Origin of the sequence: Streptomyces sp. NPDC057565 (assembly GCF_042801455.1) — a bacterium.
In the GTDB taxonomy this organism is placed as follows: Bacteria; Actinomycetota; Actinomycetes; order Streptomycetales; family Streptomycetaceae; genus Streptomyces; species Streptomyces yanii.
In genome coordinates, this window is the sequence record NZ_JBHVFU010000016.1 from 61522 (window position 1) to 87747 (window position 26226).

Genomic DNA, 26226 nt, shown 5'->3' on the forward strand with positions numbered 1-26226 from the left:
AACGGTGGTGCGGCCGACAACGGTGGTGCTGCTGACAACGGTGGCGGCAACGGCAACGGTGGCGCCGCTGACAACGGTGGTGCGGCCGACAACGGTGGTGGCAACGGCAACGGTGGTGCGGCTGACAACGGTGGTGCGGCCGACAACGGTGGTGCTGCTGACAACGGTGGCGGCAACGGCAACGGTGGCGCCGCTGACAACGGTGGTGCGGCCGACAACGGCGGTGCCGCTGACAACGGTGGTGCGGCCGACAACGGTGGTGCGGCCGACAACGGCGGCGGCAACGGCAACAGCGGCGGCAACGGCAACGGTGGCTCCGGCGGCGACGATTCCACCGGTGGCGACGTCGGCACCTGCACCGTCGACCTCGACGGCGCCGAGTGTGCGGACAACACCGACACCGACTCGGTCGGCAACCAGCCGGTCGAGCAGGGCAAGGGCAAGGACGAGCTCGCCGAGACCGGTGCGGCCGAGACCACGTTCCTGCTGGTCGGCGCCGCGACGATGATCGCCGGTGGCATCGGCTTCCGGATCCTGCCGCGTCTGGTGAACGGTCGTACGGTCGCCTAAGGCCTGTGGCCGCCAGGTAAGCCTACGTACACAGAAGGGCCCGGGACATGGCGTCCCGGGCCCTTCCACGTGCTCTCACTCCCGTCGCACGGGCGGCTACGGACAGCTACACGGTCTGGTGTGCCAGCAGCGCCAGCGCGCCCACCAGCACCACCAGCAGGGCGACCAGCATCGCCGGGCTCAGCCCCGCGAACGGTCCCTGACCCTGCTGCTGCAGCCGTGCGCGGCTGGCCCGGCATACGGGGCATCGGCCCTCGTTGACAGGCGCCGCGCAGTTTGCGCACACCAGTCGGTCATAGGTCATGCGCTTTCCTCCTCCCGCGCGGCGGAGCCGCATACGCCTTCTCTCCGCACAACGCTCATGGAAACGCATCCGTTCCCCCTCCACTGTGCCAGGTCGCGCGGAATTCGGCGCGGCCCGCCGGAGAACACCCGGTCCGTTCCGGTTCCGGTCGCGCTCCCACCCGGTTCCGTTCCGCCATAAATCACCCATCACGGGACGCGCGCCTGCACGGCTGAGCCCGGTTCGCGTATGGTCACGCACACCTACCCCCGGCCGACCGTGGTGCATCCGTGATCCGATTCGACAACGTCTCCAAGACCTACCCGAAGCAGAGCCGTCCCGCTCTACGGGATGTGTCTCTCGATATCGAGAAGGGTGAGTTCGTCTTCCTGGTGGGCTCTTCCGGCTCCGGCAAGTCCACCTTCATGCGACTCATCCTCCGTGAGGAGCGCGCCAGTCAGGGCATGGTTCACGTCCTCGGCAAGGACCTCGCGCGCATGTCCAACTGGAAGGTGCCGCACATGCGCCGCCAGCTGGGCACCGTCTTCCAGGACTTCCGCCTGCTCCCCAACAAGACCGTCGCGGAGAACGTGGCGTTCGCCCAGGAAGTCATCGGCAAGCCGCGCGGCGAGATCCGCAAGGCGGTTCCCCAGGTCCTCGACCTCGTCGGGCTCGGCGGCAAGGAGGACCGGATGCCCGGTGAGCTCTCCGGTGGTGAGCAGCAGCGCGTGGCGATCGCGCGGGCGTTCGTGAACCGTCCCATGCTGCTGATCGCGGACGAGCCGACCGGCAACCTCGACCCGCAGACCTCCGTGGGCATCATGAAGCTCCTGGACCGGATCAACCGGACCGGGACCACCGTCATCATGGCGACCCACGACCAGAACATCGTCGACCAGATGCGCAAGCGCGTCATCGAGCTGGAGCAGGGCCGTCTTGTACGCGACCAGGCCCGCGGCGTCTACGGCTATCAGCACTGAGCGGTCCCGGCCGAGCCGGAACCGCTGAGCAACGAGTACTGAAAGGACGCCATGCGCGCCCAGTTCGTCCTGTCGGAGATCGGCGTCGGTCTCCGTCGCAACCTCACGATGACCTTCGCCGTCGTCGTCTCCGTCGCCCTCTCGCTCGCCCTGTTCGGCGGCGCGCTGCTGATGCGTGAACAGGTCAGCACGATGAAGGACTACTGGTACGACAAGGTCAATGTCTCGATCTTCCTCTGCAGCAAGAGCGACGCGGAGTCGGTGCCGAAGTGCGCCAAGGGTGCCGTCACCAAGGAGCAGAAGGAACAGATCGAGGGCGACCTCAAGAAGATGGAGGCCGTCCAGACGGTCACCTACGAGTCGGCCGACCAGGCGTACAAGCACTACCAGGACCAGTTCGGCGATTCGCCGATGGCCGGCAACATCACGCCGGACCAGATGCAGGAGTCGTTCCGGGTCAAGCTCCACGACCCGAAGAAGTACAAGGTCGTCGCCACCGCCTTCGCCGGACGTGACGGGGTGCAGTCCGTCCAGGACCAGAGAGGGATCCTGGACAACCTCTTCGGCCTGATGAACGGCATGAATGTGGCCGCGCTCTTCGTGATGGCGCTGATGCTGGTCATTGCGCTGATGCTGATCGTGAACACCGTCCGGGTCTCGGCGTTCAGCCGGCGCCGCGAGACGGGCATCATGCGGCTCGTCGGCGCCTCCGGCTTCTACATCCAGATGCCGTTCATCATGGAGGCCGCGTTCGCCGGTCTCATCGGCGGCGTCCTCGCCTGCGTCATGCTGCTGGCCGGGCGGTACTTCCTGATCGACGGCGGACTGGCGCTCCAGTCGAAGCTCAACCTGATCGACTTCATCGGCTGGGACGCGGTCTTCACCAAGCTGCCCCTGGTCCTCGCGATCGGTCTGCTGATGCCGGCCGTGGCCGCGCTCTTCGCGCTCCGCAAGTACCTCAAGGTGTGACATGCGCCCCGTGGGGCGTGCGGCCAACCGGCCGTGCGCCCTCGGGGCGTTGGCCTAGACTCATCGCCATGTCGGGCCCTACGCATCGTCGCCGGCCCCGCGGCTTCGGCCGCGGGGCGGCCCTGACATTGGTCTTCGCGAGCGTCCTCGCCACGGCGGCGGCCACCGGGTCGCTGCCGAAGGGTGACGAGAGGGCTGCGGCGATAAAGGCCCGTTCCGTCGCCTCCACCGTCGACCGCGACGAGATCGCCGCCGCAGCGGCCGAGGCGGTGGCCGACGGCAAGTCGAGCACGGAGGCGGCCGAGAAGGTCGTCAGCCGCAGCGGGGACCGCTGGGGTGCGGTGTACGACGAGCGGGAGTACGAGGAGTTCGAGCAGGCCCTCGACGGCTCCTACACGGGCGTCGGTCTGGCCGCGAAGCGCTCCGCCGCCGGACTGGTCGCGGTGGCCCGGGTCCAGCCCGGCGGCCCCGCCTACCTGGCCGGCATCGAGCCCGGTGATCTGCTCCTTACGGTCGACGGCCGCCGGATCGACCGGCGCCCCGTCTCCGAGGTGGTCGCCCTGCTGCGCGGGGACCGTACGAGCGCCGGCGTGGGCACCACCGTCGTGTTGACGGTCCGGCGCGGCGTCACCGGCCCGGCCAGGACACTGACGCTGACCCGGGCCCGGCTCACCACCGAGGCCGTCACGGTCCGCAGGATCGGGGCGAAGCAGCTCGGATCGGACCGCTCCGATTCCTCCGGAGCTGTGCTGATCAAGGTCGACTCGTTCCCCAAGGGCTCGGGGGCCAGGATCCGCGACGCGGTCCGGGACGCACCGGCGGGCGCCGGGGTGCTGCTCGATCTCCGGGGCAACTCCGGAGGGCTGGTCACCGAGGCGGCGGTCGCCGCCTCCGGATTCCTCGACGGCGGACTGGTCGCCACGTATGACGTGCACGGCGCGCAGCGCGCCCTCTACGCCACGCGGGGCGGTGACACGGTCCGCCCGGTCGTCGTCCTCGTCGACGGCGGCACCATGAGTGCGGCCGAGCTGCTGACCGGAGCCCTCCAGGACCGGGGCCGCGCCGTCACCGTCGGTTCGCGCACCTTCGGCAAGGGGTCCGTGCAGATGCCCAGCAAGCTCCCGGGCGGCTCGGTGGCCGAGCTGACCGTCGGCCACTACCGCACGCCGGCGGGCCGCAGCGTCGACGGCCGCGGCATCACTCCGGACCTCGTGGTCTCCTCGCGGGCCCTCCAGAGGGCAGAGACAGTATTGAGTGGCCTCGGGGGCGGGTCGTAGTGCGAAAATGGCTGCACTATGGCTAAGGAAAAGGACACAGGGCGCAAGCTCATCGCGCAGAACAAGAAGGCGCGGCACGACTATCACATCCTCGACACCTACGAGTGCGGCCTCGTACTGATGGGCACCGAGGTCAAGTCGCTGCGGCTGGGCCGGGCCTCGCTGGTGGACGGCTTCGTCCAGATCGACCGGAACGAGGCGTGGCTGCACAACGTGCACGTCCCCGAGTATGTGCAGGGGACCTGGACCAACCACTCCGCCAAGCGCAAGCGCAAGCTGCTGATGCACCGGGCCGAGATCGACAAGCTGGAGTCGAAGTCGCAGGAGACGGGGCACACCATCGTGCCGCTCGCGCTGTACTTCAAGGACGGCCGGGTCAAGGTCGAGATCGCGCTCGCCAAGGGCAAGAAGGAGTTCGACAAGCGGCAGACGCTGCGCGAGAAGCAGGACCTGCGCGAGACGAACCGTGCGATCTCGGCAGCCCGGCGGCGGCAGCGGAGCGCCTGAGCGGGGCCCGCCGGGAATAGGCTGGCATCGTCGCACGTTGGTCACGTACGATGGCACTGCACTCCACAGCGGGTGCGCGCATTTGAAAAAACAACATGGGGATGATCGGTTTCGACAGCGGATGTCGAAGCAGGGGAAGCGTGTCGAGGAAGCGGCAATGATCTCGTAAACCATATGTCGCAACCAATAATCGCCAACACCAAGCGCGATTCCTTCGCCCTCGCTGCCTAAGTAGCGACTTGCGAAGTGTCAGCCCGGGGGTGATCCCGACCCGGATCCTGGCATCATCAAGGGATCTAAACTTCTAGGCCCGGTCACGGGGCCTGGAAGGAAATCAAACAGTGGCTGAGCCCGTCGGAGACTTGTTCGCGTGATTTCCGGGGCTGAGAAAAGCGCAGCGAACTGCACACGGAGAAGCCCTGGTTCTGCACCGTTGGACGCGGGTTCGATTCCCGCCATCTCCACAATTCCCATGTGAACGAGGACCCCGTTGCCCACCGGCAGCGGGGTCCTCGTTCTGTGTGCGGGTTCGGCGTCCTCGCGCCGGTGCGGGGTCACGCGCCGTTGCCGCGCACACGGATCCCGGCCGCCGCCACCGCGAGCGCCAGCCCCGCCGCGCACCCCGGCACCACGTACGCCGTGACCGTCCCGGCGTGCTCCACCATCCAGCCGCCGGTCGCCGAACCGGCCGCTATTCCGCCCAGCAGCGCGGTGACGGAGAGCGTCATGCCCTCGTTCAACTGGCCCTCGGGGGTCAGCCGTTGCACCAGCGTCATCCCGGTGACCATCGTCGGCGCCGTCGCCGCGCCGGCCAGCAGCAGACTGCCGGCCAGCACGAGCAGCGAATCGGTCGACGAGGCGGCGAGCAGCGGCAGGGACATCAGCGCCGCCATCCCCGCCAGGCACCACAGGAGCCGCCGCCGGATGTCCACGGCCGGGCGCAGCGACCCGTACAGCAGTCCCGCCACGCATGAGCCGCCTGCCTGGAGTGCCAGGATCGCGCCCCCGGCGTGCGCGATCGTGACGACCTCCATGGCGCCGAAGACCGCGCCGGTGGCGAGGAAGACGGCGAGCAGTACGGGCATGCCCCGGCTGCGCAGCGGGGAGCCCGCCCGTGTGACGGGCGCCACCGGGGGTTCGGTGGCGCGCTGAGCGGCGAAGATCAGCACGCCCGTCATCAGCAGCACCGCACCGATGAGCGTTCCGGCCTCCGGGAAGAGCGCTGCGCACAGGAACGCGGCGAGGGCGGGGCCGAGCATGAAGCACAGCTCGTCCGCGGCCTGTTCGAAGGAGTTCGCGGTGTGCAGGGCGGCCGGGTCGCCGCGGTGCAGATGGGCCCACCGGGCACGGGACATGCCGCCGGTGTTGGGAGTGGTGGCAGTTGCGGCGTAGGCGGCGAAGAGCGTCCAGTCCGGGGCGTCGTAGTGCACACACAGCAGCAGCGCGAGCGAGCCGAAAACGGCGATCGCGGTGGCGGGCACGGCGATCCGGGCCTGGCCGTACCGGTCGACGAGCCGGGCCGTCCAGGGTGCGACCACGGCGGTCGCGGCGAGCCCGGTCGCGGTGACCGCCCCGGCCAGGGCGTACGAACCGCGCGACCCGGCGATCATGATGACCGCGCTGACGCTGAACATGCCCATCGGCAGCCGGGCGATCAGATTGCCCACCGTGAAGGCGCGGGCGCCGGGGGTGGCGAGCAGCCGGCGGTACGGGTTGGTGGAGGTGCGGCGGACGGGAGCGCCGGTCCGCGGGGCGATCACCAGCATGTCTCCGGAGACTGCATGCAGGGGTGCGGTGGGAGTGTCGTACGGCATGGCTCAACCCTCGCGGTGGCCGGCCCGTGCGGTCCAACACCTGCTCCGCGCTCATTCACGCACCTGTGTTGTAAATTCGGGCCCGTGACCTCCTCCGATATCGATCCGCGGTTGCTGCGCGCCTTCGTCGCCGTCGCCGAGGAGTTGCACTTCACCCGTGCCGCCGCCCGGCTCTACCTGGCCCAGCAGGCGCTCAGCCGGGACATCCGTCGGCTGGAGCGCGAGCTCGGTGCCGAGCTGTTCGTACGGAGCACCCGCCAGGTCTCCCTCTCACCCGACGGCGAACGGCTGCTGCCGCACGCCCGCCGGGTGATCGCCGCCCACGACGATCTCCGCGCCGCCTGGGCGGTGCAGACGCGCCCGCTGCTGGTCGACGTCAGCGTCCCGATCGGGACGGGTCACCGGCTGCTCGGGCTGGCCCGCGACGAGGCGCCGGGAGTGGAGTTCGTGGCGCGCTATCTGAGCGGGCTGACGGGGGCGGCGGCGGAGATCCTGGCCGGGCGGCTCGATGTCTCCTTCGGCCGGGTCGCGGGGCTGGATCCGGCAGTACGGGCGGGGCTGTCGCATCAGCCGGTCTGCTTCGAACGGCTGACCGTCCTGCTGCGCGACGACCATCCGCTGGCCTCGCTCGACCGGGTCCCGATGGGTGCGCTGACGGGGGAGCGGCTGTACGCGGCGGCGGGCAACCCGGCCACGGCGGAGTGGACCGACCTCGCGGAGCGGCTCTTCGCGGGGCGGGGGATCGAACTGGTGGCCCCCTTCCCGGAGATCGTGGGGGAGGAGGAGTTCGTCCGGGTGGTGCGGAAGCAGGGCTGGTCGGTGCTGGCGAGCACCGAGTTCATCGAGGTGCCGGGGATGGTCGTACGGCCGTTGGTCGACCCCGTACCGCTGTCACCGGTGTCGCTGGTGTGGCGCAAGGGGCTGAAACACCCGGGGGTGGACGCGCTGCGGCGGGTCGCGGCGGGAGTGACGGCGGCGGAACGCGGGCTGGAGGTACCCGCCGGGAGCTGGCTTCCCGAGGGTGATCTGGCGCTGATGTCGCAGGCGTGAAGGGGTGGCCGGAGACGGCTCAGCGGGCCGGGCGGCCCGGACGGCCGCCGGAGAGCGCGAGGCCGGCCAGTCCGGCGACGAGCACCACGAACGGGACCGCGGACACCACCGATCCCGCCTCCGTGATGCGCTCACGCAGCGAGGGGACCTGGGCCAGGGCGAAGAGGCCGATGCCGACCATGCCGATCCCCCAGGCCCGGGGGCGTGCCACGCAACCGGAAAGCCACGGGGGGAGCCATCCGAGGGCAGCCGCGGCGCAGCCGGACAAGGTGGCCGCGAGGCCGACTGCGATGAGGGCGACCGCCATGCCGTTCTCGATTCTTGTGAGGTGCACACACGATAGGAACATTCGTCCGGGAGAAGGGGCCGATTGGCTGATTGTTGGCCAACGATCCATCAACTCCGGACCGGACAAATGTGGATCAGACGTGCGGTTACGGTCCTGCCACCCGGCCGCAGGTCGTGTGAAACCGGTGTATCCGGCAGCTTGAGTATCACTCGTTCAGGGCTATTTTCGTCAGCTTTGTGCGTTAGATTCATTCTCCGGGTGCAAGGTGCTGAGGGGCGCGCGGACTGGGTGGGGGCCCGGTCTGCCGGTACGAGACCAGCTCAAACGCGTGCACCCGTCTGTCCGAGTGGGGGATGTGCCTACACCTGTGGAAAATTGGCGTGAAGGTGCCCGGTCCGGGCACACGCACGAGTGGAACGACGTCACTGTCCAGCTCGACGGTCTCGGACGTCAGCTCTCCGAGCTCCCGGCCGAACCGGGAGCCCCCGAGGGCTCCGACGGGCCGGTCTTCGTCGATGAGAGCGGCCGGCGCAGCAAGACGTTCAGGCGTCTGGGCTGGGTCCTTGCCGCGGTCTGCGCCTGTTACGCGGTGACGCTGGTCGTCGCCCTGCTCGGCGGTAATTCCACTGCGCCGTGGCTGCCGCTCTCCGGCCAGAAACAGCACAAGAAGGCGAACGAGGTCCGGACGCCACCCACTCCGTCGGGCAGCGCGGACACGGTCGTGCCGGTGGGGGCGGCACCGGGAGCCACGGCGGCGCATCCGGCGGCCGACATCCGCGCGAAGCCTTCGGGCAGCGCCGGATCCGGTGCCCCGTCCGCGTCCGCCTCCGGCAAGGCCCCGTCGAAGCCCACCGCCGGCGCCACCCACACGGGTGACACCACCGGCGGCGGCACGAAGCCCACCCCGGCGACGTCGGCCTCCGAGCCGCCCGCAGCCACCACGACGCCGCCCGTCGATCCCGGTCCCACGCAGACGCCCACCCGGCCCGTCGAGTCCCCGGATCCGCCCGCGCAAGAGCAAGAAGGCACTCACTAAATGACCACCCCCGCCTCGCGGGGCAGGCACAACCGACAGAAGCGGAACCGGCGGCGCAGGCTTCCCATGCGCTATCTGCTGCCGTCCGTGTTACTCGTTGCCCTGCTCGCCATGCTGATGCTGCGCGGTTACGTGCACAGCGAAATCCTCGCCGACCACCGTATTCAGGCCCCTGCGGCGACGGACCGCGTGCCCGACAAGATCCTCGACGGCGGTCCGGTCATCGACGCCCGGAGCACCGCCGGGCCCGCCAAGTCGCTGAGCGTCCCCGATCACCGGATCGTGCTGACCTTCGACGACGGCCCCGACCCGGTGTGGACCCCGCGGGTCCTCGACGAGCTGAAGAAGTACGACGCGCACGGCGTCTTCTTCGTCACCGGAACCATGGCATCGCGCTACCCCGGACTCGTCCGCCGCATGGTCGAGGAGGGGCACGAGGTCGGGCTGCACACCTTCAACCACCCCGATCTCTCCTACCAGTCCCACTCACGTATCGACTGGGAGCTGTCCCAGAACCAGCTGGTGCTGGCGGGTGCGGCAGGTATCCGTACGTCCCTGTTCCGGCCGCCGTACTCGTCGTTCGCCGACGCGATGGACGACAAGTCCTGGCCGGTCACCCAGTACGTCGGCACGCGCGGCTATCTCACCGTCGTCAACAACACCGACAGCGAGGACTGGAAGCGCCCCGGCGTCCCCGCGATCATCGAACGGGCCACGCCCAAGGGCGGCAAGGGCGCCGTCATCCTGATGCACGACTCCGGCGGCGACCGGTCCCAGACCGTGGCCGCGCTCGGCGAGTTCCTCCCGCGGATGCAGCAGCAGGGCTACACGTTCACCAACCTCACCACCGCTCTCGGCGCCCCCAGCGCGCACACCCCCGTGACCGGGTTCGCGCTGTGGAGGGGCAAGGCGTTCGTGTACGCCGTCGGCCTCTCGGAGAACCTCACCGACGTGCTGGTGGCCGGACTCGCCGTCATCGGGGTGCTCGTCCTCGCCCGCTTCGGCCTGATGCTGCTGCTGTCCTTCCTGCACGCCCGGAAGGTCCGAGGGCGGGACTTCGGCCGGGGACCCGCTTTCACCCGCCCCGTCTCGGTGCTGGTGCCCGCGTACAACGAACGCGAGTGCATCGCCAACACCGTGCGCTCCCTGGTGGCGAGCGACCACCCCATCGAGATCATCGTCATCGACGACGGCTGCACGGACGGCACGGCGGACATCGTCGATGCGCTGCGGCTGCCGAACGTCCGCGTCATCCGTCAGCGCAACGCCGGAAAGTCCGCCGCCCTCAACAACGGCATCGCACACGCCCGTCACGACATCGTCGTGATGATGGACGCCGACACGGTCTTCGAACCCGCCACCGTCCGCGAACTCGTCCAGCCGTTCGCCGACCCGAAGGTGGGCGCCGTCGCCGGGAACGCCAAGGTCGGCAACCGCGACTCGTTGATCGGCGCCTGGCAGCACATCGAGTACGTGATGGGCTTCAACCTCGACCGCCGGATGTACGACATGCTGCGCTGCATGCCGACCATCCCCGGCGCGGTCGGCGCCTTCCGCCGTGACGCGCTGGACCGGATCGGCGGCATGAGCGAGGACACCCTCGCCGAGGACACCGACGTCACGATGGCGCTGCACCGCGACGGCTGGCAGGTGGTCTACGCGGAAGACGCCCGCGCCTGGACCGAGGCGCCGGAGACCGTGCAGCAGCTGTGGTCGCAGCGGTACCGGTGGTCGTACGGCACCATGCAGGCGATCTGGAAGCACCGCCGTGCCGTCATCGAACGCGGACCGTCCGGCCGCTTCGGGCGCGTCGGCCTGCCGTTCGTCGCCCTGTTCATGGTCGTCGCCCCGCTGCTCGCGCCCCTCATCGACGTCTTCCTGCTGTACGGGTTGGTCTTCGGCCCCACCCAGAAGACCGTCGTCGCCTGGCTCGGCGTCCTCACGGTGCAGGCCGTCTGCGCCGCGTACGCCTTCCGGCTCGACCGGGAACGCATCTCGCATCTGATCTCGCTGCCCCTCCAGCAGATCCTCTACCGGCAGCTCATGTATGTGGTGCTGCTCCAGTCCTGGATCACCGCACTCACCGGCGGCCGGCTGCGCTGGCAGAAGCTGCGCCGCACGGGAGTGGTGGAGGCACCCGGCGCGGTGGTGAGGCAGGGCAGGCGTGCCAACGATCGGAGGCCCGTCGCATGACGAGCAGCTACACCCCGGCGGTCCCCCCGCCCCATCCGGTCCCGGCACCTGTGCCGGGACAGTCCGCCGCACCGTCGTCGGAGACCGCCGCCCCGCCGGCCCCGAAGAGGCCGGGCCGCGACCGCTATCTCGACCTGCTGCGCGCCGTCGCCCTCGTCCGTGTCGTCGTCTTCCACATCTTCGGCTGGGCCTGGCTGACGGTCGTGTTCCCCTCCATGGGCGTCATGTTCGCCCTCGCGGGTTCGCTGATGGCACGCTCGCTGGACCGCCCCGCCCCGGCTGTCGTCCGCGCCCGGCTCCGTCGTCTGCTGCCCCCGATGTGGGCGTTCGCCGCGGTCGTCGTCCCGGTCATGTTCGCCCTCGGCTGGAAGCCCCTGAAGGAGGAGGGCATCTGGTGGTTCATCAAGCTGGGCTGCTATCTCCTTCCGGTCGGCGCCCCGCCGTATCCCTGGGAGAGCGGATCGAAGAGCGGCTTCCTGGAGGTGTCCTGGGCGGACCAGGCCGTCGGCCCGCTCTGGTACATCCGGGCCTACCTCTGGTTCGTGCTCGCCTCGCCGCTGCTGCTGAAGGCCTTCCGCAGGATGCCCTGGCCGACTCTGCTCGCCCCGCTCGGCCTCACCGCCGTGTTCGGTACCGGACTGGTCACCGTCCCCGGGGAGACCGGCGAGGGGCTCGTCGACTTCGCGGTGTTCGGCTCCTGCTGGATTCTCGGCTTCGCCCATCACGACGGGCTGCTGAAGAAGGTCCCGCGCTATCTGGCGGTCTCGCTCGCCGCCTTCGTGATGGCGTTCGGACTGTGGTGGGCCTCGGCGCATCTGACGGAGGAGGGCTGGAATCTCGACGAGATCCCGCTGGCCCAGGCGACCTGGTCGCTCGGCTTCTGCGTGATCCTGCTCCAGTACGCACCGTCCTGGCAGCAATTCCCCGGCAGGCTGGCCCGCCTGGACAGCGTGATCACCCTCGCCAACAACCGCGCGGTGACGATCTACCTCTGGCACAACGTGCTGATCATGGCGACCTCGCCGCTCATCGACCAGTTGTGGACCGTCCCCTGGGTCGGTGACCACCTCGGTACGTACATCAGCTCCTCGTACGCGGAACTGATGCTGGTCCTGGTCTGGCCGCTGCTGGCGCTGATGATCCTCGCGGTCGGCTGGGTCGAGGACGTCGCGGCGAGGCGCAGCCCCCGGCTGTGGCCGACAGGTGCGTCCAGGAGGCCGAGGAACGCACCGGCCCCGCGGTGACCGTCCCCGTCCTCACCGGGCCGCCGCCGGTCCGGTGAGAGCAAGGTTGCCCACCGGTCACCTCGCGGCACCGCACCGAAACGCACGCTCCCTAGCGTCGAGTCGGACGACCCGACACCCGTGGAACGTGGACCGTGGAGGCGTGATGGCCGGCAGGTGGATCGAGCAGTGGGAGCCGGAGGACGAGATCTTCTGGCAGGAGAAGGGCGAGCGGATCGCCCGCCGGAATCTGTGGTTCTCCGTGCTCTCCGAGCACATCGGGTTCTCGATCTGGAGCCTGTGGTCGGTGATGGTCCTGTTCATGGGGCCGGAGTACGGGGTCGACCCGGCCGGGAAGTTCTTCCTGATCTCGACGGCGACCCTGGTCGGGGCCGTGGTCCGGGTGCCGTACACGTTCGCCGTCGCCAGGTTCGGGGGGCGGAACTGGACGGTGTTCAGCGCCCTGACCCTTCTGGTGCCGACCGTCGCCGCGTTCGTCGCGATGAAGCCCGGGACCTCGTACACCACCTTCCTCCTGGTGGCCGCGCTCGCCGGTATCGGCGGCGGGAACTTCGCCTCCTCCATGACGAACATCAACGCGTTCTTCCCGCTCCGCAAGAAGGGCTGGGCGCTCGGGCTCAACGCGGGCGGCGGCAACATCGGCGTCCCCGTCGTGCAGCTCGTCGGGCTGCTGGTGATCGGCACGGCCGGCGCCACCCACCCGCGGATCGTGCTCGCCGTGTACGTCCCGCTGATCGTCGTCGCCGCCCTGTGCGCCGCGTCCTTCATGGACAACCTGACCCCCGTGCAGAACGACACCGGGGCGGCCAAGGACGCCGTCCGCGACCCGCACACCTGGATCATGTCGATGCTCTACATCGGCACCTTCGGCTCCTTCATCGGCTACAGCTTCGCCTTCGGACTCGTCCTGCAGACCCAGTTCGGCCGGACCCCGCTGCAGGCCGCTTCGCTCACCTTCATCGGGCCGCTCCTCGGCTCGCTGATCCGGCCCGCGGGAGGGTGGCTCGCCGACCGGTACGGCGGCGCCCGGATCACTCTGTGGAACTTCGCCGCGATGGCCGCCGCGACCGGCGTCGTCGTGTACGCCTCCGGCATCGCGTCGCTCACCGTGTTCCTCGTCGGGTTCATCGCCCTGTTCGTCCTCACCGGGCTGGGCAACGGATCGACATACAAGATGATCCCCGGCATCTTCCACGCCAAGGCGATCGCCCAGGGTCTGCGCGGCGAGGAGGCCGCCGCCTACGGGCGACGGCTCTCCGGAGCGGCCATGGGGCTCATCGGGGCGGTCGGCGCGCTCGGCGGGCTCGCCATCAACCTCGCGTTCCGGCAGTCCTTCCAGACCGCGGGCACAGGTACGGCGGCGTTCTGGTCCTTCCTCGTCTTCTACGGGCTGTGCTTCACGGTCACGTGGGCGGTATACCTTCGCCGCACCGCCGCAGTCCCCGCGACGCCGCAGCTCAGCTACGCGGAGGTGTGATCGTGACCGTTCGGCGTCGTGTGACGTAACGGGCGGGAAATATGGGGGAACCGAGCCTGTCACGCATCGTTGGCAGGCTCGGTTCTCCGCATCATGGAGCAGCAGCGGGACGAGAGCCGGGTAGACCACATGCGCGACGACGAACAGCACGGGCCCCTCGCGGGGTTCACGGTCGGGGTGACCGCCGCACGGCGGGCGGAGGAACTGGGCACCCTGTTGGAGCGGCGGGGAGCCACCGTCCTGCACGCGCCCGCCCTGCGGATCGTGCCGCTCGCCGACGACAGCGAACTCCTCGCCGCCACCCAGGAACTCATCGACCAGGTCCCCGACGTCGTCGTCGCCACCACGGCGATCGGCTTCCGGGGCTGGATCGAGGCCGCCGACGGCTGGGGCATCGGCGATCGGCTGCTGGACCGGCTGCGCGGCGTCGAACTGCTGGCCCGCGGACCGAAGGTCAAGGGCGCCGTCCGGGCCGTCGGGCTCACCGAGGCCTGGTCGCCCGGGTCCGAGTCCATGGCCGAAGTCCTGGACAGGCTCCTCGACGAGGGCGTCGAGGGCCGCCGCATCGCCCTGCAACTGCACGGCGAACCGCTGCCCGGCTTTGTCGAGTCGCTCCGGGCGGGCGGCGCCGAAGTCGTCGGCGTACCCGTCTACCGCTGGATGGAACCCGAGGATCTCACCCCGCTCGACCGGCTGCTCGACGTCACCGCCGCCCGCGGCCTGGACGCTCTCACGTTCACCAGCGCCCCCGCCGCCGCCTCGTTCCTGAGCCGGGCCGAGAAGCGCGGGCTGCTTCCGGAGATCCTGAGCGCCCTGCAGGGCGACGTCGTCTCGGCCTGCGTGGGCCCGGTCACCGCACTTCCGCTGCAGGCCCGCGGCATCGAAACCATCCAGCCCGAACGCTTCCGGCTGGGCCCGCTCGTCCAGCTGCTCTGCCGTGAACTGCCGGGTGGAGCACGCACGTTGCCGATCGCCGGCCACCGGGTCGAGATCCGCGGTCACGCCGTCCTCGTCGACGACGAACTGCGCCCGGTGCCGCCCGCCGGAATGGCCCTGCTGCACACCCTGGCCCGCAGGCCCGGCTGGGTGGTGGCCCGCGCGGACCTGCTGCGCGCCCTGCCCGGCAGCGGTACGGACGAGCACGCCGTGGAGACGGCGATGGCCCGGCTGCGTACGGCACTCGGCGTGCCGCGGCTGATCCAGACGGTCGTCAAGCGCGGCTACCGGCTGGCGCTGGACCCGGCGGCGGACGCCAAGTACGCGGACTCCTGAGGACGCCGACGGGCCGCCAGGAACGAGGCGCGCAGGAGCAGGGCGAGCGCGCCGGTGCACGGGACGGCCCGTACGGCGTGCCAGGCGATCCACGCGTCCTCGAACCGTTCCCGCACGGCGGCGGGACCGGCGATACGCGCCGGACTCCCCGCGTCCGCGAGGGCGTTGTCGAGGGGTACGGCGCTTCTCTGAGCAGGAAGGCAACGGCGTACACCGCGAGCGCGGCGAGGATGCACCGGCGCGGGCCGGGCGAGCGGGCCGGAATCGCGCCGGGCTACCGTGCGGGGATGATCCATGACAGCCACCGGCTCGACGCGGAGGTACGACTCCGTCCTGCCGCCCTGGGCGACGCCGCCTCGCTCGCCGATTCACTGAGCCGCAGCCGTACGTACATGCAGCCCTGGGAACCCGTACGGCCCGACACCTTCTACACCGAGCAGGGTCAGCGGGAGCGCCTGGCCGCGAGACTGGCGGACCGTGAGGCGGGCCGGGTGATGCCCTGGGTGATCGCCGATGCAGAGGACCGTGCGATCGGCGGTTTCACGCTCTCCAACATCGTGCTCGGGCCGTTCTGCAGCGCCGTGCTCGGCTACTGGGTCGATGTCGCGTACGCCGGACGCGGTCTGGCCACCGCTGCCGTGCGGCGGATCTGCACCGTGGCCAGGGACGAGCTGCGGCTCCACCGGGTGGAGGCCGGGACCGTGCTCGACAATGTGGCATCCCAGCGGGTGCTCACCAAGTGCGGCTTCGAGGCGTTCGGTACGGCTCCGCGCTATCTGCACATCAACGGCGAGTGGCGGGACCACCGGCTGTTCCAGCGAATCCTGCACGACGGCCCGCCGGCAGGCTGAGTTTGTCGGCCCCGCGCGCCCCGGCCCCGCGCGCCCCGGCCCGGCGTGCCCCGGCCCGGCGTGCCCCGGCCTAGGCCGCGTGCCGGACGTGCAGATGCCCGTCGAGCGGCCACGGCGCGCGGGCCGGGAGGATCTCCGCGAAGGCGTATCCGCACTTGACCGCGACCCGGCACGAGGCCTTGTTGTCCTCCTGGTGGATCAGTTCGAGCCGTCGAAGGCCGTCCTCGGCGAAGGCGGTGAACGACCAGCCGGTGAGTGCTTCGACCGCCTGCGGGGCGATCCCGCGCCCGCGCGCCCACACAGCCGTCCAGTAGCCGACCTCGGCCGAACCGGATCCGGGGTGCGGGTACTTCAACACCACATTGCCGACCAGTTCGTCGCCCCGCTCCGTGTCGACGACGGCGAAGCTGAACCGGGTGCCGGTCTTTCGGCCCTCGGCCTGCACCCGCAGCCAGCGTTCCGCGTCCGCCTCGTCCGTCACGAAATGCCCCAGCCGGTTGCGCATCGTCGGGTCGCGGTACGCCTCGACCAGCGCCGGCACGTCGTCCTGGCGCCAGGGCCGCAGCAGCAGGGGTCCGGCCGAGAAGGCGGCCGCGCGGAGATCGTTGCTCATGGCCTCACCGTACGCGGGGAGTTCGGCGGCGGCCCGAGTGGCGGGAGGGGTTACGGGCCGGGCCGCCGAGGGGCACTCTGGTGGTGGCTCCCACCGGCGACCCCGAGGCGGTGACATGCGCATGGCGGCGGTCAGAGGCTCGTGCGACTGGCGGTTCGACTCCGGGAGGCTCTGCCTGGACCTGGTGGCGACGGGGATCGGAACCTCCGGCGCCTGTGAACTGCTCGACGGGACCGACCGGCTCGCCGACTGGCTGGTGGCCGCCGGACTCGTACCGAAGGGCACATGTCTCGACGCCCTCGACGAGACCTGGCTGCTGAATTTCCGCCTGCTGCGGACGGGCGTCGACCGGCTGCTGACCGCCGAGCTCGGCGGCCGCGGCGCCGACGGCGTGCTGGAGCGGGTCAACGAACTCGCCGCCGCGCCGCCGCCGGGACTGCGGGCCGTGCGCGCCGGGAACGGCGCACTGGTGCGGACACTCAGTGCCGAGCCCGAGTGCGGCGCGCTGCTGGCCGCCGTCGCCCGCGACGTCGTGGAACTCCTGACGGACCCGGAGGCCCGGGCCGGGCTCCGCCGCTGCGAGGGCGACAACTGCCGACGGCTCTACCTCGACACGTCACGGGGGAGGCGCCGTCGCTGGTGCTCCAGCGAGGTGTGCGGGAACCGGGAGCGGGTGGCCCGGCACCGACGGCGGGTGGCGGCGCTCGCGGCCCCGGCGGATGTGTCCGCGTGAACCGTCGTGCACGGGTACGTCGTGTCCACGCAATAAATGTCGAACGGCTTTGAATGGATCGCGGCCCGCCTCCGTATTCGATGGCCAAGGAGCAGCTCTACAGGGTCTCGACCGGGAGGTTCGGGTGCGCAAGGATGCGGCCGTGGCCGATGACCGTCCGCACAGGGCTCGACATCGCAGTGGACCGCCCGCGTCACCCTCCGCCGTTCCGGACGAGGAGCTGATGCGGGCGCTCTACCGCGAACACGCCGGACCGTTGCTCGCGTACGTGCTCCGTCTCGTCGCCGGCGACCGTCAGCGTGCCGAGGACGTGGTGCAGGAAACGCTCATCCGTGCCTGGAAGAACGCCGGTCAGCTCAACCGGGCGACCGGCTCTGTCCGCCCCTGGCTGGTGACGGTCGCCCGGCGCATCGTCATCGACGGCCACCGCAGCCGGCAGGCCCGGCCGCACGAGGTCGATCCGTCGCCGCTGGAGGTCATTCCCGCGGAGGACGAGATTGACAAGGCGTTGTGGCTGATGACTCTCTCGGATGCGCTCGACGATTTGACCCCTGCCCATCGGGAAGCATTGGTCGAGACCTACTTCAAGGGACGTACGGTCAATGAGGCCGCCGAGGTGCTCGGCATACCCAGCGGCACGGTGCGGTCCCGGGTCTTCTACGCACTGCGCTCGATGAAGCTCGCACTCGAAGAGAGGGGGATCACGGCATGAGCGACCACGAGTGGGAGCCTTTCGGGCCCCGGCCGACCGGTCCCTCCAGCCCCACCGGCCCCACGGGTCCGCGTGGCCGCCCTGTGTTCCCCGGCGGTCCGGGCAGCTTCGGCGGTCCCGATGACTTCGGCGGTCTCGGCGGACGTGGCGGTTCCGGTTCTGGACCGGCGATGGAAGGGCCGGAGCACGACGCCGCCGGTGCGTACGTCCTGGGCATCCTGGACGACGCCGAAGCGTCCGCCTTCGAAGCGCATCTGGCCGACTGCGCGCTCTGCGCCGCCCATCTCGACGAGTTCGCCGGGATGGAACCCATGCTCGCGATGCTCGCCGAGGCCCCCGCCACCGTGCCGGGTGCCCGCCCCGTCCCGTACGTCCCGGAGCCGCCCGCACCCCGGCTGCTCGACCGGCTGATCGACGAGGTCGCGGCCAAACGGGCCCGGCGCAAGCGACGTGGCCTGTATCTGGCGGCGGCGGCAGCGGCGCTGATCATCGGCGGTCCGGTCGTCGCGGTCATGGCCACCGGCGGCGACAGCGGCACGACCCAGGCGGCGGACCCGCACCCCACCAGTCCCGCCGAGGACGCGTTCTTCCAGCACATGCAGGAGAAGGTGCAGGCGACCGACCCCACCACCAAGGTCGCCGCCACCGTCGGCATGGAGAAGAAGGCGTGGGGCACGCACGCGGTGCTGGAGCTCAAGAACGTCAGGGGCCCGGAGAAGTGCAGCCTGATCGCTGTGTCCAAGAGCGGCGAGGAGGAGGTCGTCACCTCCTGGTCCGTTCCGAAATGGGGCTACGGCATCGACGACACCACGCACCCGTCCGCGAAGTACCCGCTCTACGTCCACGGCGGCGCGGCGATGGACCGCGCCGACATCGACCATTTCGAGGTGCGGACCTTCGACGGCAAGCGGCTGGTGGACATCGGCGCGTAGGGGTGACAGTAGGGAATCGGGCCGTGGACGCACCCCCCCCATGGGGGTCCGACGCGCAATCGATACCTGCGACGTGCATGATCCGGGCCCGCTGCAGATGCGCGGCGGGCCCCCTTCGCATAGGGTTGACGGCTGCCCAATGCACGTAAGAAGGGGGCCTCGGTGGCCGCGCAGGATGCCGCTGTCGATTCGTTGCGGGACCGGGAAATCGGTGTCGAGCAGGAACATCTCGACCGTGTTTATCACCGCCTCGAGGAGAAGATCCACGAGGCGGAATTCCTCATGAACGATGCCGTCAAGCGCGGCCAGGTCGGGACCCCGGGCGCGCTCGCCGAGCGCGACGCCCAGGTGTTCCGGGCCGGGATCCACCTCAACCGGCTGAACAGCGAGTTCGAGGACTTCCTCTTCGGGAGGATCGATCTGCTGCTCGGCAAGGACGGTGAGCGCGGCCCGGACGGCGCGTACACCTCCGTCGAACCGGCCGACGACGCCGTACGCGACGACAGCACCGCCGACATCGCGGAGACGCTCCACATCGGCCGGATCGGGGTCCTCGACTCGGACTACGCACCGCTGGTCATCGACTGGCGGGCACCGGCCGCCGCGCCGTTCTACCGGTCGACGCCGAAGGATCCGGGCCGGGTGGTACGCCGCCGGGTCATCCGGTCCAAGGGGCGCAAGGTCCTCGGGGTCGAGGACGACCTGATGCGCCCGGAGCTGACCGCGTACAAGGACGGCGACAAGCTGCCCGTGATCGGCGACGGCGCGCTGATGGCGGCGCTCGGCCAGGCCCGCAGCCACACCATGCGGGACATCGTCTCCTCCATCCAGGCCGAGCAGGACCTGGTGATCCGGGCGCCCGCCGCCTCCGTCACCGAGGTCTCCGGCGGCCCCGGCACCGGCAAGACCGCCGTGGCCCTGCACCGCGCCGCGTACCTCCTCTACCAGGACCGGCGGCGGTACGCGGGCGGCATCCTCGTCGTCTCGCCGACCCCTCTCCTCGTCGCGTACACCGAAGGGGTGCTGCCCTCGCTGGGAGAGGAGGGGCAGGTCGCGATCCGTGCGGTCGGCTCGCTCTCCGACGAGGCGGCGGGTGTCGAGGGTGCCACCACATACGACGAACCGGCCGTCGCGCGGATCAAGGGCTCCTCCCGGATGCTCCAGGTGCTGCGCAAGGCGGCCCGCGGGGCGCTGGAACAGCCGCGGACCCCGGGCGCGCCGCGGAACGAGCAGGACGGCCAGCTGTCGTTCGGCGAACCCGACGAGTCCGGGGACGAGGCTGCCGCGCCCCTCACCACCCCCACCCGGCTGCGCGTCGTCGCCTTCGGCGCCCGCGTGGAGCTGAACGCCGACGAGCTGCACCGCATCCGGCAGTCCGTCCTCGGCGGCACCGCCCCGGTCAACCTGCTGCGCCCGCGTGCCCGCAGGCTGCTCCTGGACGCCCTGTGGAACAAGTCCTCCGGCCGGGGTCGCTACACCGACCCGGAACTCGCCGCGGAACTGCGCACCTCCTTCGACGAGGACGTCTCCACCGAGACACCGTTCCTGGAGTTCCTGAACGCCTGGTGGCCCGAGCTCACCCCGCGCGGGGTGCTCGCCGCGATGGCCGACGAGAAGCGGCTCGGCCGGTGGGCGCGCCGGGTCCTCAACCAGGGCGAGGTGCGCCGCCTCGCCCGCTCGCTGAAGCGGCTGGACAGCACCGGCCAGGGCCCCCTGTCCGTGCACGACGTGGCGATCCTCGACGAGCTGCACACGCTGCTCGGCACCCCGCACCGGCCGAAGAAGAAGCGCGAGTTCGATCCGCTGGACCAGCTCTCCGGTCTGGAGGAGCTGATGCCGCAGCGCGAGGAGACCCAGCGCGAGCGGGCCGAGCGCCTCGCGGCGGAGCGCACGGAGTACACACACGTCATCGTCGACGAGGCGCAGGACCTGACGCCCATGCAGTGGCGTATGGTCGGCCGCCGCGGACGGACGGCCACCTGGACGATCGTCGGCGACCCGGCGCAGTCCTCCTGGTCGGATCCGGACGAGGCGGCGGAGGCCCGCGACGAGGCGCTCGGCAAGCGCCCGCGCCGCCACTTCACGCTCACCGTCAACTACCGCAACCCGGCGGAGATCGCGGAGCTCGCGTCGAAGGTGCTGGCGCTCGCGATGCCCGGCATGGAGTCCCCGGCCGCGGTCCGTTCGACGGGCGTGCAGCCCCGTTTCGTGGCCCTGCGCGACGGCGATCCGGCCGGGACCGTACGGGAGGAGGCGCGGCGGCTCCTCGGCAAGGTGGACGGCACGGTCGGTGTCGTCGTCGCGATGAACCGGCGCGCGCAGGCCAGGAAGTGGCTGGCGGAGCTCGGCGATCGGGTGGTGGCGCTGGGCAGCCTGGAGGCGAAGGGCCTGGAGTACGACGCCACGGTGGTCGTCTCGCCCGCCGAGATCGCGGACGAGTCACCGGCCGGTCTGCGGGTGCTGTACGTGGCGCTGACCCGGGCGACGCAGCAGCTGACCGTGGTGTCGGGGGAGCGGGACCTGCCCGACGAGGACGGTGTGCCGGACCTGCTGAGGGACTGAGCCGGAGGCCGGCGGGGGCGGGCGGGGACCGGCGGGGAGAAGTCAACCCGCGACGGGGGAATCACTTCTCCGGGGTCTTTGTTAGCCTGGTGTCGGCACCGGCTCGATCCAAGCCCCCGGGCCCAACCTTCGTCGCTACGAGCGACCACTTGCCGCGAGGCGAGCATGGCGGGTCGGTGCCGCATAACCGAAAAGACAGACCCGCGTCACCTTCCGGTGGCGCGGGTCTGTTCTTGTTTGTGGCCCTGACGTGTCCGTCGCTCCGGTTGGGGGTTCCGCTCAACCCTGCTATCTCGTATGGTGGAAACTACTTTCCGAAACGCGGCAGTCATTACCGGCTACCCGGCAGTAGGTGCGAATATCGGGAAGCGCGTCCGAGGCGAACACCCCGGCCGCGTGGCAATGAAGCTAGGGAAAGCGAAGGACTCGGCCATGGCAACGGCGCCCAGCGTCTCGTACTCGATGACGGTCAGGCTGGAGGTGCCCGCGAGCGGCACAGCAGTCTCCCAGCTCACCACAGCCGTGGAGTCCTCCGGCGGTTCGGTCACCGGCCTCGACGTGACCGCATCCGGTCACGAAAAGCTCCGGATCGACGTCACCATCGCGGCCTCCTCCACCTCGCACGCGGACGAGATCGTCGAAGGTCTGCGCGACATCGAGGGTGTCGTGCTGGGCAAGGTCTCCGACCGTACGTTCCTGATGCACCTCGGCGGCAAGATCGAGATGGCGTCCAAGCACCCCATCCGCAACCGTGACGACCTCTCGATGATCTACACCCCGGGTGTGGCGCGGGTCTGCATGGCGATCGCCGAGAACCCCGAGGACGCCCGCCGCCTGACGATCAAGCGGAACACGGTTGCGGTCGTGACGGACGGCTCCGCCGTGCTCGGCCTCGGCAACATCGGCCCGATGGCCGCCATGCCGGTCATGGAGGGCAAGGCGGCCCTCTTCAAGCGCTTCGCCGACATCGACGCCTGGCCGATCTGCCTGGACACCCAGGACACCGACGCCATCGTCGAGATCGTCAAGGCCATCGCCCCCGGCTTCGCGGGCATCAACCTGGAGGACATCTCCGCGCCCCGCTGCTTCGAGATCGAGGCCCGGCTGCGCGAGGCCCTCGACATCCCCGTCTTCCACGACGACCAGCACGGCACCGCGATCGTCGTCCTGGCCTCGCTGACCAACGCACTGCGCGTGGTGGGCAAGGGAATTGGGGACGTACGGGTCGTCATGTCCGGCGCCGGAGCGGCCGGCACGGCCATCCTGAAGCTGCTCATCGCCGCGGGCGTCAAGCACGCCGTCGTCGCCGACATCCACGGTGTGGTGCACGACGGCCGCGAGGACCTGGTCTCCGCCGACGCCGATTCGCCGCTGCGCTGGATCGCCGAGAACACCAACCCCGAGTCGATGACCGGCACCCTCAAGCAGGCGGTCGCGGGCGCCGACGTCTTCATCGGCGTCTCCGCCCCGAACGTGCTGGACGGCGACGACGTCGCGGCGATGGCGGACGGCGCCATCGTGTTCGCGCTCGCGAACCCGGACCCCGAGGTGGACCCGGCAATCGCCCGCCAGACCGCAGCAGTTGTCGCCACCGGCCGCTCCGACTTCCCGAACCAGATCAACAACGTGCTGGTCTTCCCGGGCGTCTTCCGCGGTCTGCTGGACGCTCAGTCCCGCACGGTCAACACGGAGATGATGCTCGCCGCGGCCCGCGCCCTCGCCGACGTCGTCGCCGAGGACGAGTTGAACGCCAACTACATCATCCCGTCGGTCTTCAACGAGAGGGTCGCGGGAGCGGTTGCCGGAGCCGTCCGGAACGCCGCGAAGGGTGCCGGGGGCGCTGTGACGGGCCCCACGTCGGCCTGACCCACGGCGCGTCGCGGGTCGCGGCACCCCAAACGCCCCTTTAGGGTGGGCGGGCAGCGAGCCCCGCAGAAGTCCGCACCCGCTGCGGACCGCTTCAGGGAGTCGACGGAACGTCACCACGACGAGGCAGTGGCGCTTTTCGTGTGACTCCGAAGGGTGCCGGATTGGCTTTCCCGCCGCAGGTGGGGGCAGGATGCTTCCCCAAGGACTACGTCCAGGGGAGACCCCACAAGGCGCGAGGTCTAATGACAGACCCGGTTTCGGGGACTGTCCGAGGGCCCTGGCAGCATCGGCTTCGATCTCACGCCTCACAGGCAAGAAGAACACGGGAGTAACAACATGAACCGCAGTGAGCTGGTGGCCGCCCTGGCCGACCGCGCCGAGGTGACCCGCAAGGACGCCGACGCCGTGCTGGCCGCGCTCGCCGAGACCGTCGGTGAGATCGTCGCCAAGGGCGACGAGAAGGTCACCATCCCCGGCTTCCTGACCTTCGAGCGCACCCACCGTGCCGCTCGCACCGCTCGTAACCCGCAGACCGGCGACCCGATCAACATCCCGGCCGGCTACAGCGTGAAGGTCTCCGCGGGCTCGAAGCTCAAGGAAGCCGCCAAGGGCAAGTAGGACCCATAGGCGCGGCGGAGGGCGGTCACCCCGACCAGGGTGACCGCCCTCCGTCGTACCGCCCGCAGAAGCGGCCCTGAGCCCTCGGAGGAGCTCACAGGCGGCCGCCGGACCCGTCCGGTGATGGAAAACGGGGGCCCGGGGGCAGTGCCCCCGAACCCCCGGTCCGGCCCTCGGCCGTCAGACCAGCGAGCCGCCCGGCAGCTCGACCTTCGCTCCGAGCTTCTCCAGCTTCTCCATGAAGTTCTCGTAGCCACGGTTGATCAGATCGATCCCGTGCACCCGCGACGTCCCCTGTGCCGCCAGCGCGGCGATCAGGTACGAGAAACCGCCACGCAGGTCAGGAATGACCAGATCCGCGCCCTGCAGCTTCGTCGGGCCGGAGACGACCGCCGAGTGCAGGAAGTTCCGCTGGCCGAAGCGGCAGTCGGAGCCGCCCAGGCACTCGCGGTAGAGCTGGATGTGCGCGCCCATCTGGTTGAGCGCGGAGGTGAACCCGAGCCGGGACTCGTACACCGTCTCGTGGACGATGGACAGCCCCGCGGCCTGTGTCAGCGCCACGACGAGCGGCTGCTGCCAGTCGGTCTGGAAGCCGGGGTGCACGTCCGTCTCCAGGGCAATGGCGTTCAGTGCGCCGCCCGGGTGCCAGAAGCGGATGCCCTCGTCGTCGATCTCGAAGGCGCCGCCGACCCGGCGGAAGGTGTTGAGGAACGTCATCATCGAGCGCTGCTGTGCGCCCCGGACGTAGATGTTGCCCTCGGTCGCCAGCGCCGCGGACGCCCAGGAGGCCGCCTCCAGGCGGTCCGGGATCGCCCGGTGCGTGTACCCGTCGAGCCGGTCGACGCCCGTGATCCGGATCGTCCGGTCGGTGTCCATGGAGATGATCGCGCCCATCTTCTGCAGTACGCAGATGAGGTCCTCGATCTCCGGCTCCACGGCCGCGTTGGACAGCTCGGTGACACCCTCGGCGAGCACCGCCGTCAGCAGCACCTGCTCGGTGGAGCCCACCGACGGGTACGGCAGCCGGATCTTCGTGCCGCGCAGCCGCTGCGGGGCCTCCAGGTACTGGCCGTCGGCCCGCTTCTCGATCGTCGCGCCGAACTGCCGCAGCACGTCGAAGTGGAAGTCGATCGGCCGTCCGCCGATGTCGCAGCCGCCGAGACCCGGAATGAAGGCGTGGCCCAGCCGGTGCAGCAGCGGGCCGCAGAACAGGATCGGGATGCGCGACGAGCCCGCGTGGGCATCGATGTCGGCGACGTTGGCGCTCTCGACATGGGTGGGGTCCAGGATCAGCTCGCCCGGCTCGTCACCGGGTCGGACCGTCACACCGTGCAACTGCAGCAGCCCCCGCACGACCCGCACATCGCGGATGTCGGGCACATTGCGCAGCCGACTGGGCCCGCTGCCGAGCAGCGCGGCGACCATTGCCTTCGGCACCAGGTTCTTGGCGCCTCGGACGCGGATCTCGCCCTCCAACGGGGTTCCGCCGTGGACAAGCAGGACATCGTCTGTGCCGGTCATGAATCTCGCGTTCCGGAGTGGTCGGGCAGGGGGCCAACCGAAAGGGTAATGGCCTTCCACCCCCGTTCCATAAGGCGGCGGGGGGTGTACGAACGTCATGAATCAGCCACAACACGCTCTGCTCGCCACGCCTCGCGGAGGGTCACCGCGCCTGCGCGCCTCCCGGGCCGTGCGCTCACCACGCATCCGTGCGCCCTGAGCTGCGCTCGGGCTCGCTCGTCGGCCCGGCGCGTCACTTGGTCCCCATGGAGGGCGAAGATGCGGGATCATTTCTGCCATGACCGAGGTGTCCTCGCTCACAGGGCGACTGCTCGTGGCCACACCCGCCCTCGCGGACCCGAATTTCGACCGCGCGGTGGTGCTGCTCCTCGACCACGACGAGGAGGGCTCACTCGGCGTCGTCCTGAACCGCCCCACCCCGGTCGGCGTCGGTGACATCCTCGAGTCCTGGGCCGGCCTGACCGGCGAACCGGACGTCGTCTTCCAGGGCGGTCCGGTCTCCCTCGACTCGGCGCTCGGAGTCGCGGTGATCCCCGGCGACGAGGGGCCGCTCGGCTGGCGCAGGGTGTACGGGGCGATCGGCCTGGTGGACCTGGAGGCACCACCGGAACTGCTGGCCGCGGCGCTCGGCTCGCTGCGGATCTTCGCGGGGTATGCGGGCTGGGGCCCCGGGCAGCTGGAGACGGAGCTGACCGAGGGTGCCTGGTACGTGGTGGAGTCGGAGCCCGGAGACGTCTCCTCGCCGCGTCCGGAACATCTGTGGCGGGCGGTCCTGCGCCGTCAGCGCAGCGAACTCGCCATGATTGCAACCTACCCGGACGACCCTTCGCTCAACTGAACCGCGGGGCTTTCAG

25 protein-coding genes and 1 other RNA gene are annotated in these 26226 nt (G+C 70.2%); 20 read left to right on the forward strand and 6 right to left on the reverse strand.

The window, feature by feature from the left end; genetic code table 11:
• Positions 1-570: LPXTG cell wall anchor domain-containing protein (locus ACFU8W_RS26070; protein WP_384041668.1), on the forward strand; the 570-nt coding region annotated here is incomplete at its 5' end.
• Positions 571-676: 106 nt separating this feature from the next.
• Here ACFU8W_RS26070 and ACFU8W_RS26075 read toward each other — a convergent pair.
• Positions 677-874, reverse strand: coding sequence for a hypothetical protein (locus ACFU8W_RS26075; RefSeq protein WP_384041671.1), 198 nt, complete (start codon positions 872-874; stop codon positions 677-679).
• 269 nt (positions 875-1143) lie between these two features.
• Between ACFU8W_RS26075 and ftsE the strand changes: the two genes are divergently transcribed.
• The 5 genes from ftsE (at position 1144) to ssrA (ending at position 5053) form a co-directional block, all read left to right on the forward strand.
• On the forward strand, positions 1144-1833 hold the full coding sequence (ftsE, locus tag ACFU8W_RS26080; protein ID WP_024489199.1) for a cell division ATP-binding protein FtsE: 690 nt from the start codon (positions 1144-1146) through the stop codon (positions 1831-1833).
• 51 nt (positions 1834-1884) lie between these two features.
• Complete coding sequence (gene ftsX, locus ACFU8W_RS26085; RefSeq protein WP_384041673.1) at positions 1885-2802, forward strand: permease-like cell division protein FtsX; 918 nt, start codon at positions 1885-1887, stop codon at positions 2800-2802.
• Positions 2803-2870: 68 nt separating this feature from the next.
• A complete protein-coding gene (locus ACFU8W_RS26090) occupies positions 2871-4079 on the forward strand; it encodes a S41 family peptidase (protein WP_384041676.1) in 1209 nt (402 codons plus the stop codon).
• Positions 4080-4097: 18 nt separating this feature from the next.
• Positions 4098-4586, forward strand: coding sequence for an SsrA-binding protein SmpB (smpB, locus tag ACFU8W_RS26095; protein WP_345517832.1), 489 nt, complete (start codon positions 4098-4100; stop codon positions 4584-4586).
• Between the two features lie 97 nt (positions 4587-4683).
• Positions 4684-5053, forward strand: a transfer-messenger RNA (tmRNA) gene (gene ssrA, locus ACFU8W_RS26100).
• 87 nt (positions 5054-5140) lie between these two features.
• Here ssrA and ACFU8W_RS26105 read toward each other — a convergent pair.
• Positions 5141-6400 carry an MFS transporter gene (locus ACFU8W_RS26105; protein WP_384041679.1) on the reverse strand — a complete coding sequence of 420 codons (1260 nt, stop codon included), beginning with the start codon at positions 6398-6400 and terminating at the stop codon, positions 5141-5143.
• Positions 6401-6484: 84 nt separating this feature from the next.
• Between ACFU8W_RS26105 and ACFU8W_RS26110 the strand changes: the two genes are divergently transcribed.
• On the forward strand, positions 6485-7450 hold the full coding sequence (locus ACFU8W_RS26110; protein ID WP_384041682.1) for a LysR family transcriptional regulator: 966 nt from the start codon (positions 6485-6487) through the stop codon (positions 7448-7450).
• A 19-nt stretch (positions 7451-7469) separates the two neighbouring features.
• On the opposite strand, the gene ACFU8W_RS26115 is transcribed toward ACFU8W_RS26110, so the two are convergent.
• Positions 7470-7784, reverse strand: coding sequence for a hypothetical protein (locus ACFU8W_RS26115; RefSeq protein ID WP_384041685.1), 315 nt, complete (start codon positions 7782-7784; stop codon positions 7470-7472).
• 322 nt (positions 7785-8106) lie between these two features.
• Here ACFU8W_RS26115 and ACFU8W_RS26120 point away from each other — a divergent pair, with 322 nt between their 5' ends.
• From ACFU8W_RS26120 to ACFU8W_RS26140, 5 genes are all read left to right on the forward strand, one after another.
• The gene (locus tag ACFU8W_RS26120; RefSeq protein ID WP_384041688.1) at positions 8107-8775 is read left to right on the forward strand and encodes a hypothetical protein; all 669 of its coding nucleotides are present in this window, start codon (positions 8107-8109) and stop codon (positions 8773-8775) included.
• 66 nt (positions 8776-8841) lie between these two features.
• Positions 8842-10968: a bifunctional polysaccharide deacetylase/glycosyltransferase family 2 protein gene (locus ACFU8W_RS26125; protein WP_384041878.1), complete on the forward strand. Its 2127-nt coding sequence runs from the start codon at positions 8842-8844 to the stop codon at positions 10966-10968.
• Positions 10965-12212 carry an acyltransferase gene (locus tag ACFU8W_RS26130; RefSeq protein WP_384041691.1) on the forward strand — a complete coding sequence of 416 codons (1248 nt, stop codon included), beginning with the start codon at positions 10965-10967 and terminating at the stop codon, positions 12210-12212. Before ACFU8W_RS26125 ends, ACFU8W_RS26130 begins: the two co-directional genes overlap by 4 nt.
• Positions 12213-12357: 145 nt before the next feature.
• A complete protein-coding gene (locus ACFU8W_RS26135; RefSeq protein WP_384041694.1) occupies positions 12358-13689 on the forward strand; it encodes a nitrate/nitrite transporter in 1332 nt (443 codons plus the stop codon).
• 93 nt (positions 13690-13782) lie between these two features.
• Positions 13783-14961, forward strand: coding sequence for a uroporphyrinogen-III synthase (locus ACFU8W_RS26140; RefSeq protein ID WP_384041697.1), 1179 nt, complete (start codon positions 13783-13785; stop codon positions 14959-14961).
• On the opposite strand, the gene ACFU8W_RS26145 is transcribed toward ACFU8W_RS26140, so the two are convergent.
• Entirely contained in the window at positions 14910-15257 is a 348-nt protein-coding gene (locus ACFU8W_RS26145; RefSeq protein WP_384041700.1) for a hypothetical protein, read from the reverse strand. The genes ACFU8W_RS26140 and ACFU8W_RS26145 overlap by 52 nt on opposite strands.
• Here ACFU8W_RS26145 and ACFU8W_RS26150 point away from each other — a divergent pair.
• Positions 15249-15812 (forward strand): GNAT family N-acetyltransferase, encoded by a 564-nt coding sequence (locus ACFU8W_RS26150; RefSeq protein ID WP_384041703.1) that lies wholly within the window; start codon positions 15249-15251, stop codon positions 15810-15812. The two genes, ACFU8W_RS26145 and ACFU8W_RS26150, sit on opposite strands and share 9 nt — an antisense overlap.
• Before the next feature lie 70 nt (positions 15813-15882).
• Here the strand turns inward: ACFU8W_RS26150 and ACFU8W_RS26155 are convergent, their stop codons facing one another.
• The gene (locus ACFU8W_RS26155) at positions 15883-16425 is read right to left on the reverse strand and encodes a GNAT family N-acetyltransferase (RefSeq protein WP_345517840.1); all 543 of its coding nucleotides are present in this window, start codon (positions 16423-16425) and stop codon (positions 15883-15885) included.
• A gap of 121 nt (positions 16426-16546) precedes the next feature.
• On the opposite strand from ACFU8W_RS26155, the gene ACFU8W_RS26160 reads away from it, so the two are divergent.
• The 6 genes from ACFU8W_RS26160 (at position 16547) to ACFU8W_RS26185 (ending at position 23851) form a co-directional block, all read left to right on the forward strand.
• On the forward strand, positions 16547-17158 hold the full coding sequence (locus tag ACFU8W_RS26160) for a CGNR zinc finger domain-containing protein (protein ID WP_384041707.1): 612 nt from the start codon (positions 16547-16549) through the stop codon (positions 17156-17158).
• Positions 17159-17282: 124 nt separating this feature from the next.
• Positions 17283-17870 (forward strand): sigma-70 family RNA polymerase sigma factor, encoded by a 588-nt coding sequence (locus tag ACFU8W_RS26165; RefSeq protein WP_327246081.1) that lies wholly within the window; start codon positions 17283-17285, stop codon positions 17868-17870.
• Positions 17867-18802, forward strand: coding sequence for a zf-HC2 domain-containing protein (locus tag ACFU8W_RS26170; protein WP_384041709.1), 936 nt, complete (start codon positions 17867-17869; stop codon positions 18800-18802). Before ACFU8W_RS26165 ends, ACFU8W_RS26170 begins: the two co-directional genes overlap by 4 nt.
• A gap of 162 nt (positions 18803-18964) precedes the next feature.
• Entirely contained in the window at positions 18965-21364 is a 2400-nt protein-coding gene (locus ACFU8W_RS26175; protein WP_345517843.1) for a UvrD-helicase domain-containing protein, read from the forward strand.
• A gap of 432 nt (positions 21365-21796) precedes the next feature.
• On the forward strand, positions 21797-23230 hold the full coding sequence (locus ACFU8W_RS26180) for an NAD-dependent malic enzyme (protein ID WP_384041711.1): 1434 nt from the start codon (positions 21797-21799) through the stop codon (positions 23228-23230).
• A gap of 339 nt (positions 23231-23569) precedes the next feature.
• Complete coding sequence (locus tag ACFU8W_RS26185; RefSeq protein ID WP_003968811.1) at positions 23570-23851, forward strand: HU family DNA-binding protein; 282 nt, start codon at positions 23570-23572, stop codon at positions 23849-23851.
• Between the two features lie 180 nt (positions 23852-24031).
• Here the strand turns inward: ACFU8W_RS26185 and murA are convergent, their stop codons facing one another.
• Positions 24032-25372, reverse strand: coding sequence for a UDP-N-acetylglucosamine 1-carboxyvinyltransferase (gene murA / locus ACFU8W_RS26190; RefSeq protein ID WP_136330022.1), 1341 nt, complete (start codon positions 25370-25372; stop codon positions 24032-24034).
• A 277-nt stretch (positions 25373-25649) separates the two neighbouring features.
• Between murA and ACFU8W_RS26195 the strand changes: the two genes are divergently transcribed.
• On the forward strand, positions 25650-26210 hold the full coding sequence (locus tag ACFU8W_RS26195; RefSeq protein WP_266985091.1) for a YqgE/AlgH family protein: 561 nt from the start codon (positions 25650-25652) through the stop codon (positions 26208-26210).
• The last annotated feature ends 16 nt before the right edge of the window (positions 26211-26226 follow it).

Coding starts and splice junctions, on each gene's coding strand:
- ACFU8W_RS26180 (WP_384041711.1), top strand. CDS start 21,797: ATGGCAACGGCGCCCAGCGTCTCGTACTCGATGACGGTCAGGCTGGAG.
- ftsX (WP_384041673.1), top strand. CDS start 1,885: ATGCGCGCCCAGTTCGTCCTGTCGGAGATCGGCGTCGGTCTCCGTCGC.
- ACFU8W_RS26160 (WP_384041707.1), top strand. CDS start 16,547: ATGGCGGCGGTCAGAGGCTCGTGCGACTGGCGGTTCGACTCCGGGAGG.
- ACFU8W_RS26170 (WP_384041709.1), top strand. CDS start 17,867: ATGAGCGACCACGAGTGGGAGCCTTTCGGGCCCCGGCCGACCGGTCCC.
- ACFU8W_RS26185 (WP_003968811.1), top strand. CDS start 23,570: ATGAACCGCAGTGAGCTGGTGGCCGCCCTGGCCGACCGCGCCGAGGTG.
- ACFU8W_RS26090 (WP_384041676.1), top strand. CDS start 2,871: ATGTCGGGCCCTACGCATCGTCGCCGGCCCCGCGGCTTCGGCCGCGGG.
- ACFU8W_RS26155 (WP_345517840.1), bottom strand. CDS start 16,425: ATGAGCAACGATCTCCGCGCGGCCGCCTTCTCGGCCGGACCCCTGCTG.
- ACFU8W_RS26075 (WP_384041671.1), bottom strand. CDS start 874: ATGACCTATGACCGACTGGTGTGCGCAAACTGCGCGGCGCCTGTCAAC.
- ACFU8W_RS26125 (WP_384041878.1), top strand. CDS start 8,842: ATGCGCTATCTGCTGCCGTCCGTGTTACTCGTTGCCCTGCTCGCCATG.
- smpB (WP_345517832.1), top strand. CDS start 4,098: ATGGCTAAGGAAAAGGACACAGGGCGCAAGCTCATCGCGCAGAACAAG.
- ACFU8W_RS26150 (WP_384041703.1), top strand. CDS start 15,249: ATGATCCATGACAGCCACCGGCTCGACGCGGAGGTACGACTCCGTCCT.
- ACFU8W_RS26140 (WP_384041697.1), top strand. CDS start 13,783: ATGGAGCAGCAGCGGGACGAGAGCCGGGTAGACCACATGCGCGACGAC.
- ACFU8W_RS26130 (WP_384041691.1), top strand. CDS start 10,965: ATGACGAGCAGCTACACCCCGGCGGTCCCCCCGCCCCATCCGGTCCCG.
- murA (WP_136330022.1), bottom strand. CDS start 25,372: ATGACCGGCACAGACGATGTCCTGCTTGTCCACGGCGGAACCCCGTTG.
- ACFU8W_RS26135 (WP_384041694.1), top strand. CDS start 12,358: ATGGCCGGCAGGTGGATCGAGCAGTGGGAGCCGGAGGACGAGATCTTC.
- ACFU8W_RS26145 (WP_384041700.1), bottom strand. CDS start 15,257: ATGGATCATCCCCGCACGGTAGCCCGGCGCGATTCCGGCCCGCTCGCC.
- ACFU8W_RS26105 (WP_384041679.1), bottom strand. CDS start 6,400: ATGCCGTACGACACTCCCACCGCACCCCTGCATGCAGTCTCCGGAGAC.
- ACFU8W_RS26195 (WP_266985091.1), top strand. CDS start 25,650: ATGACCGAGGTGTCCTCGCTCACAGGGCGACTGCTCGTGGCCACACCC.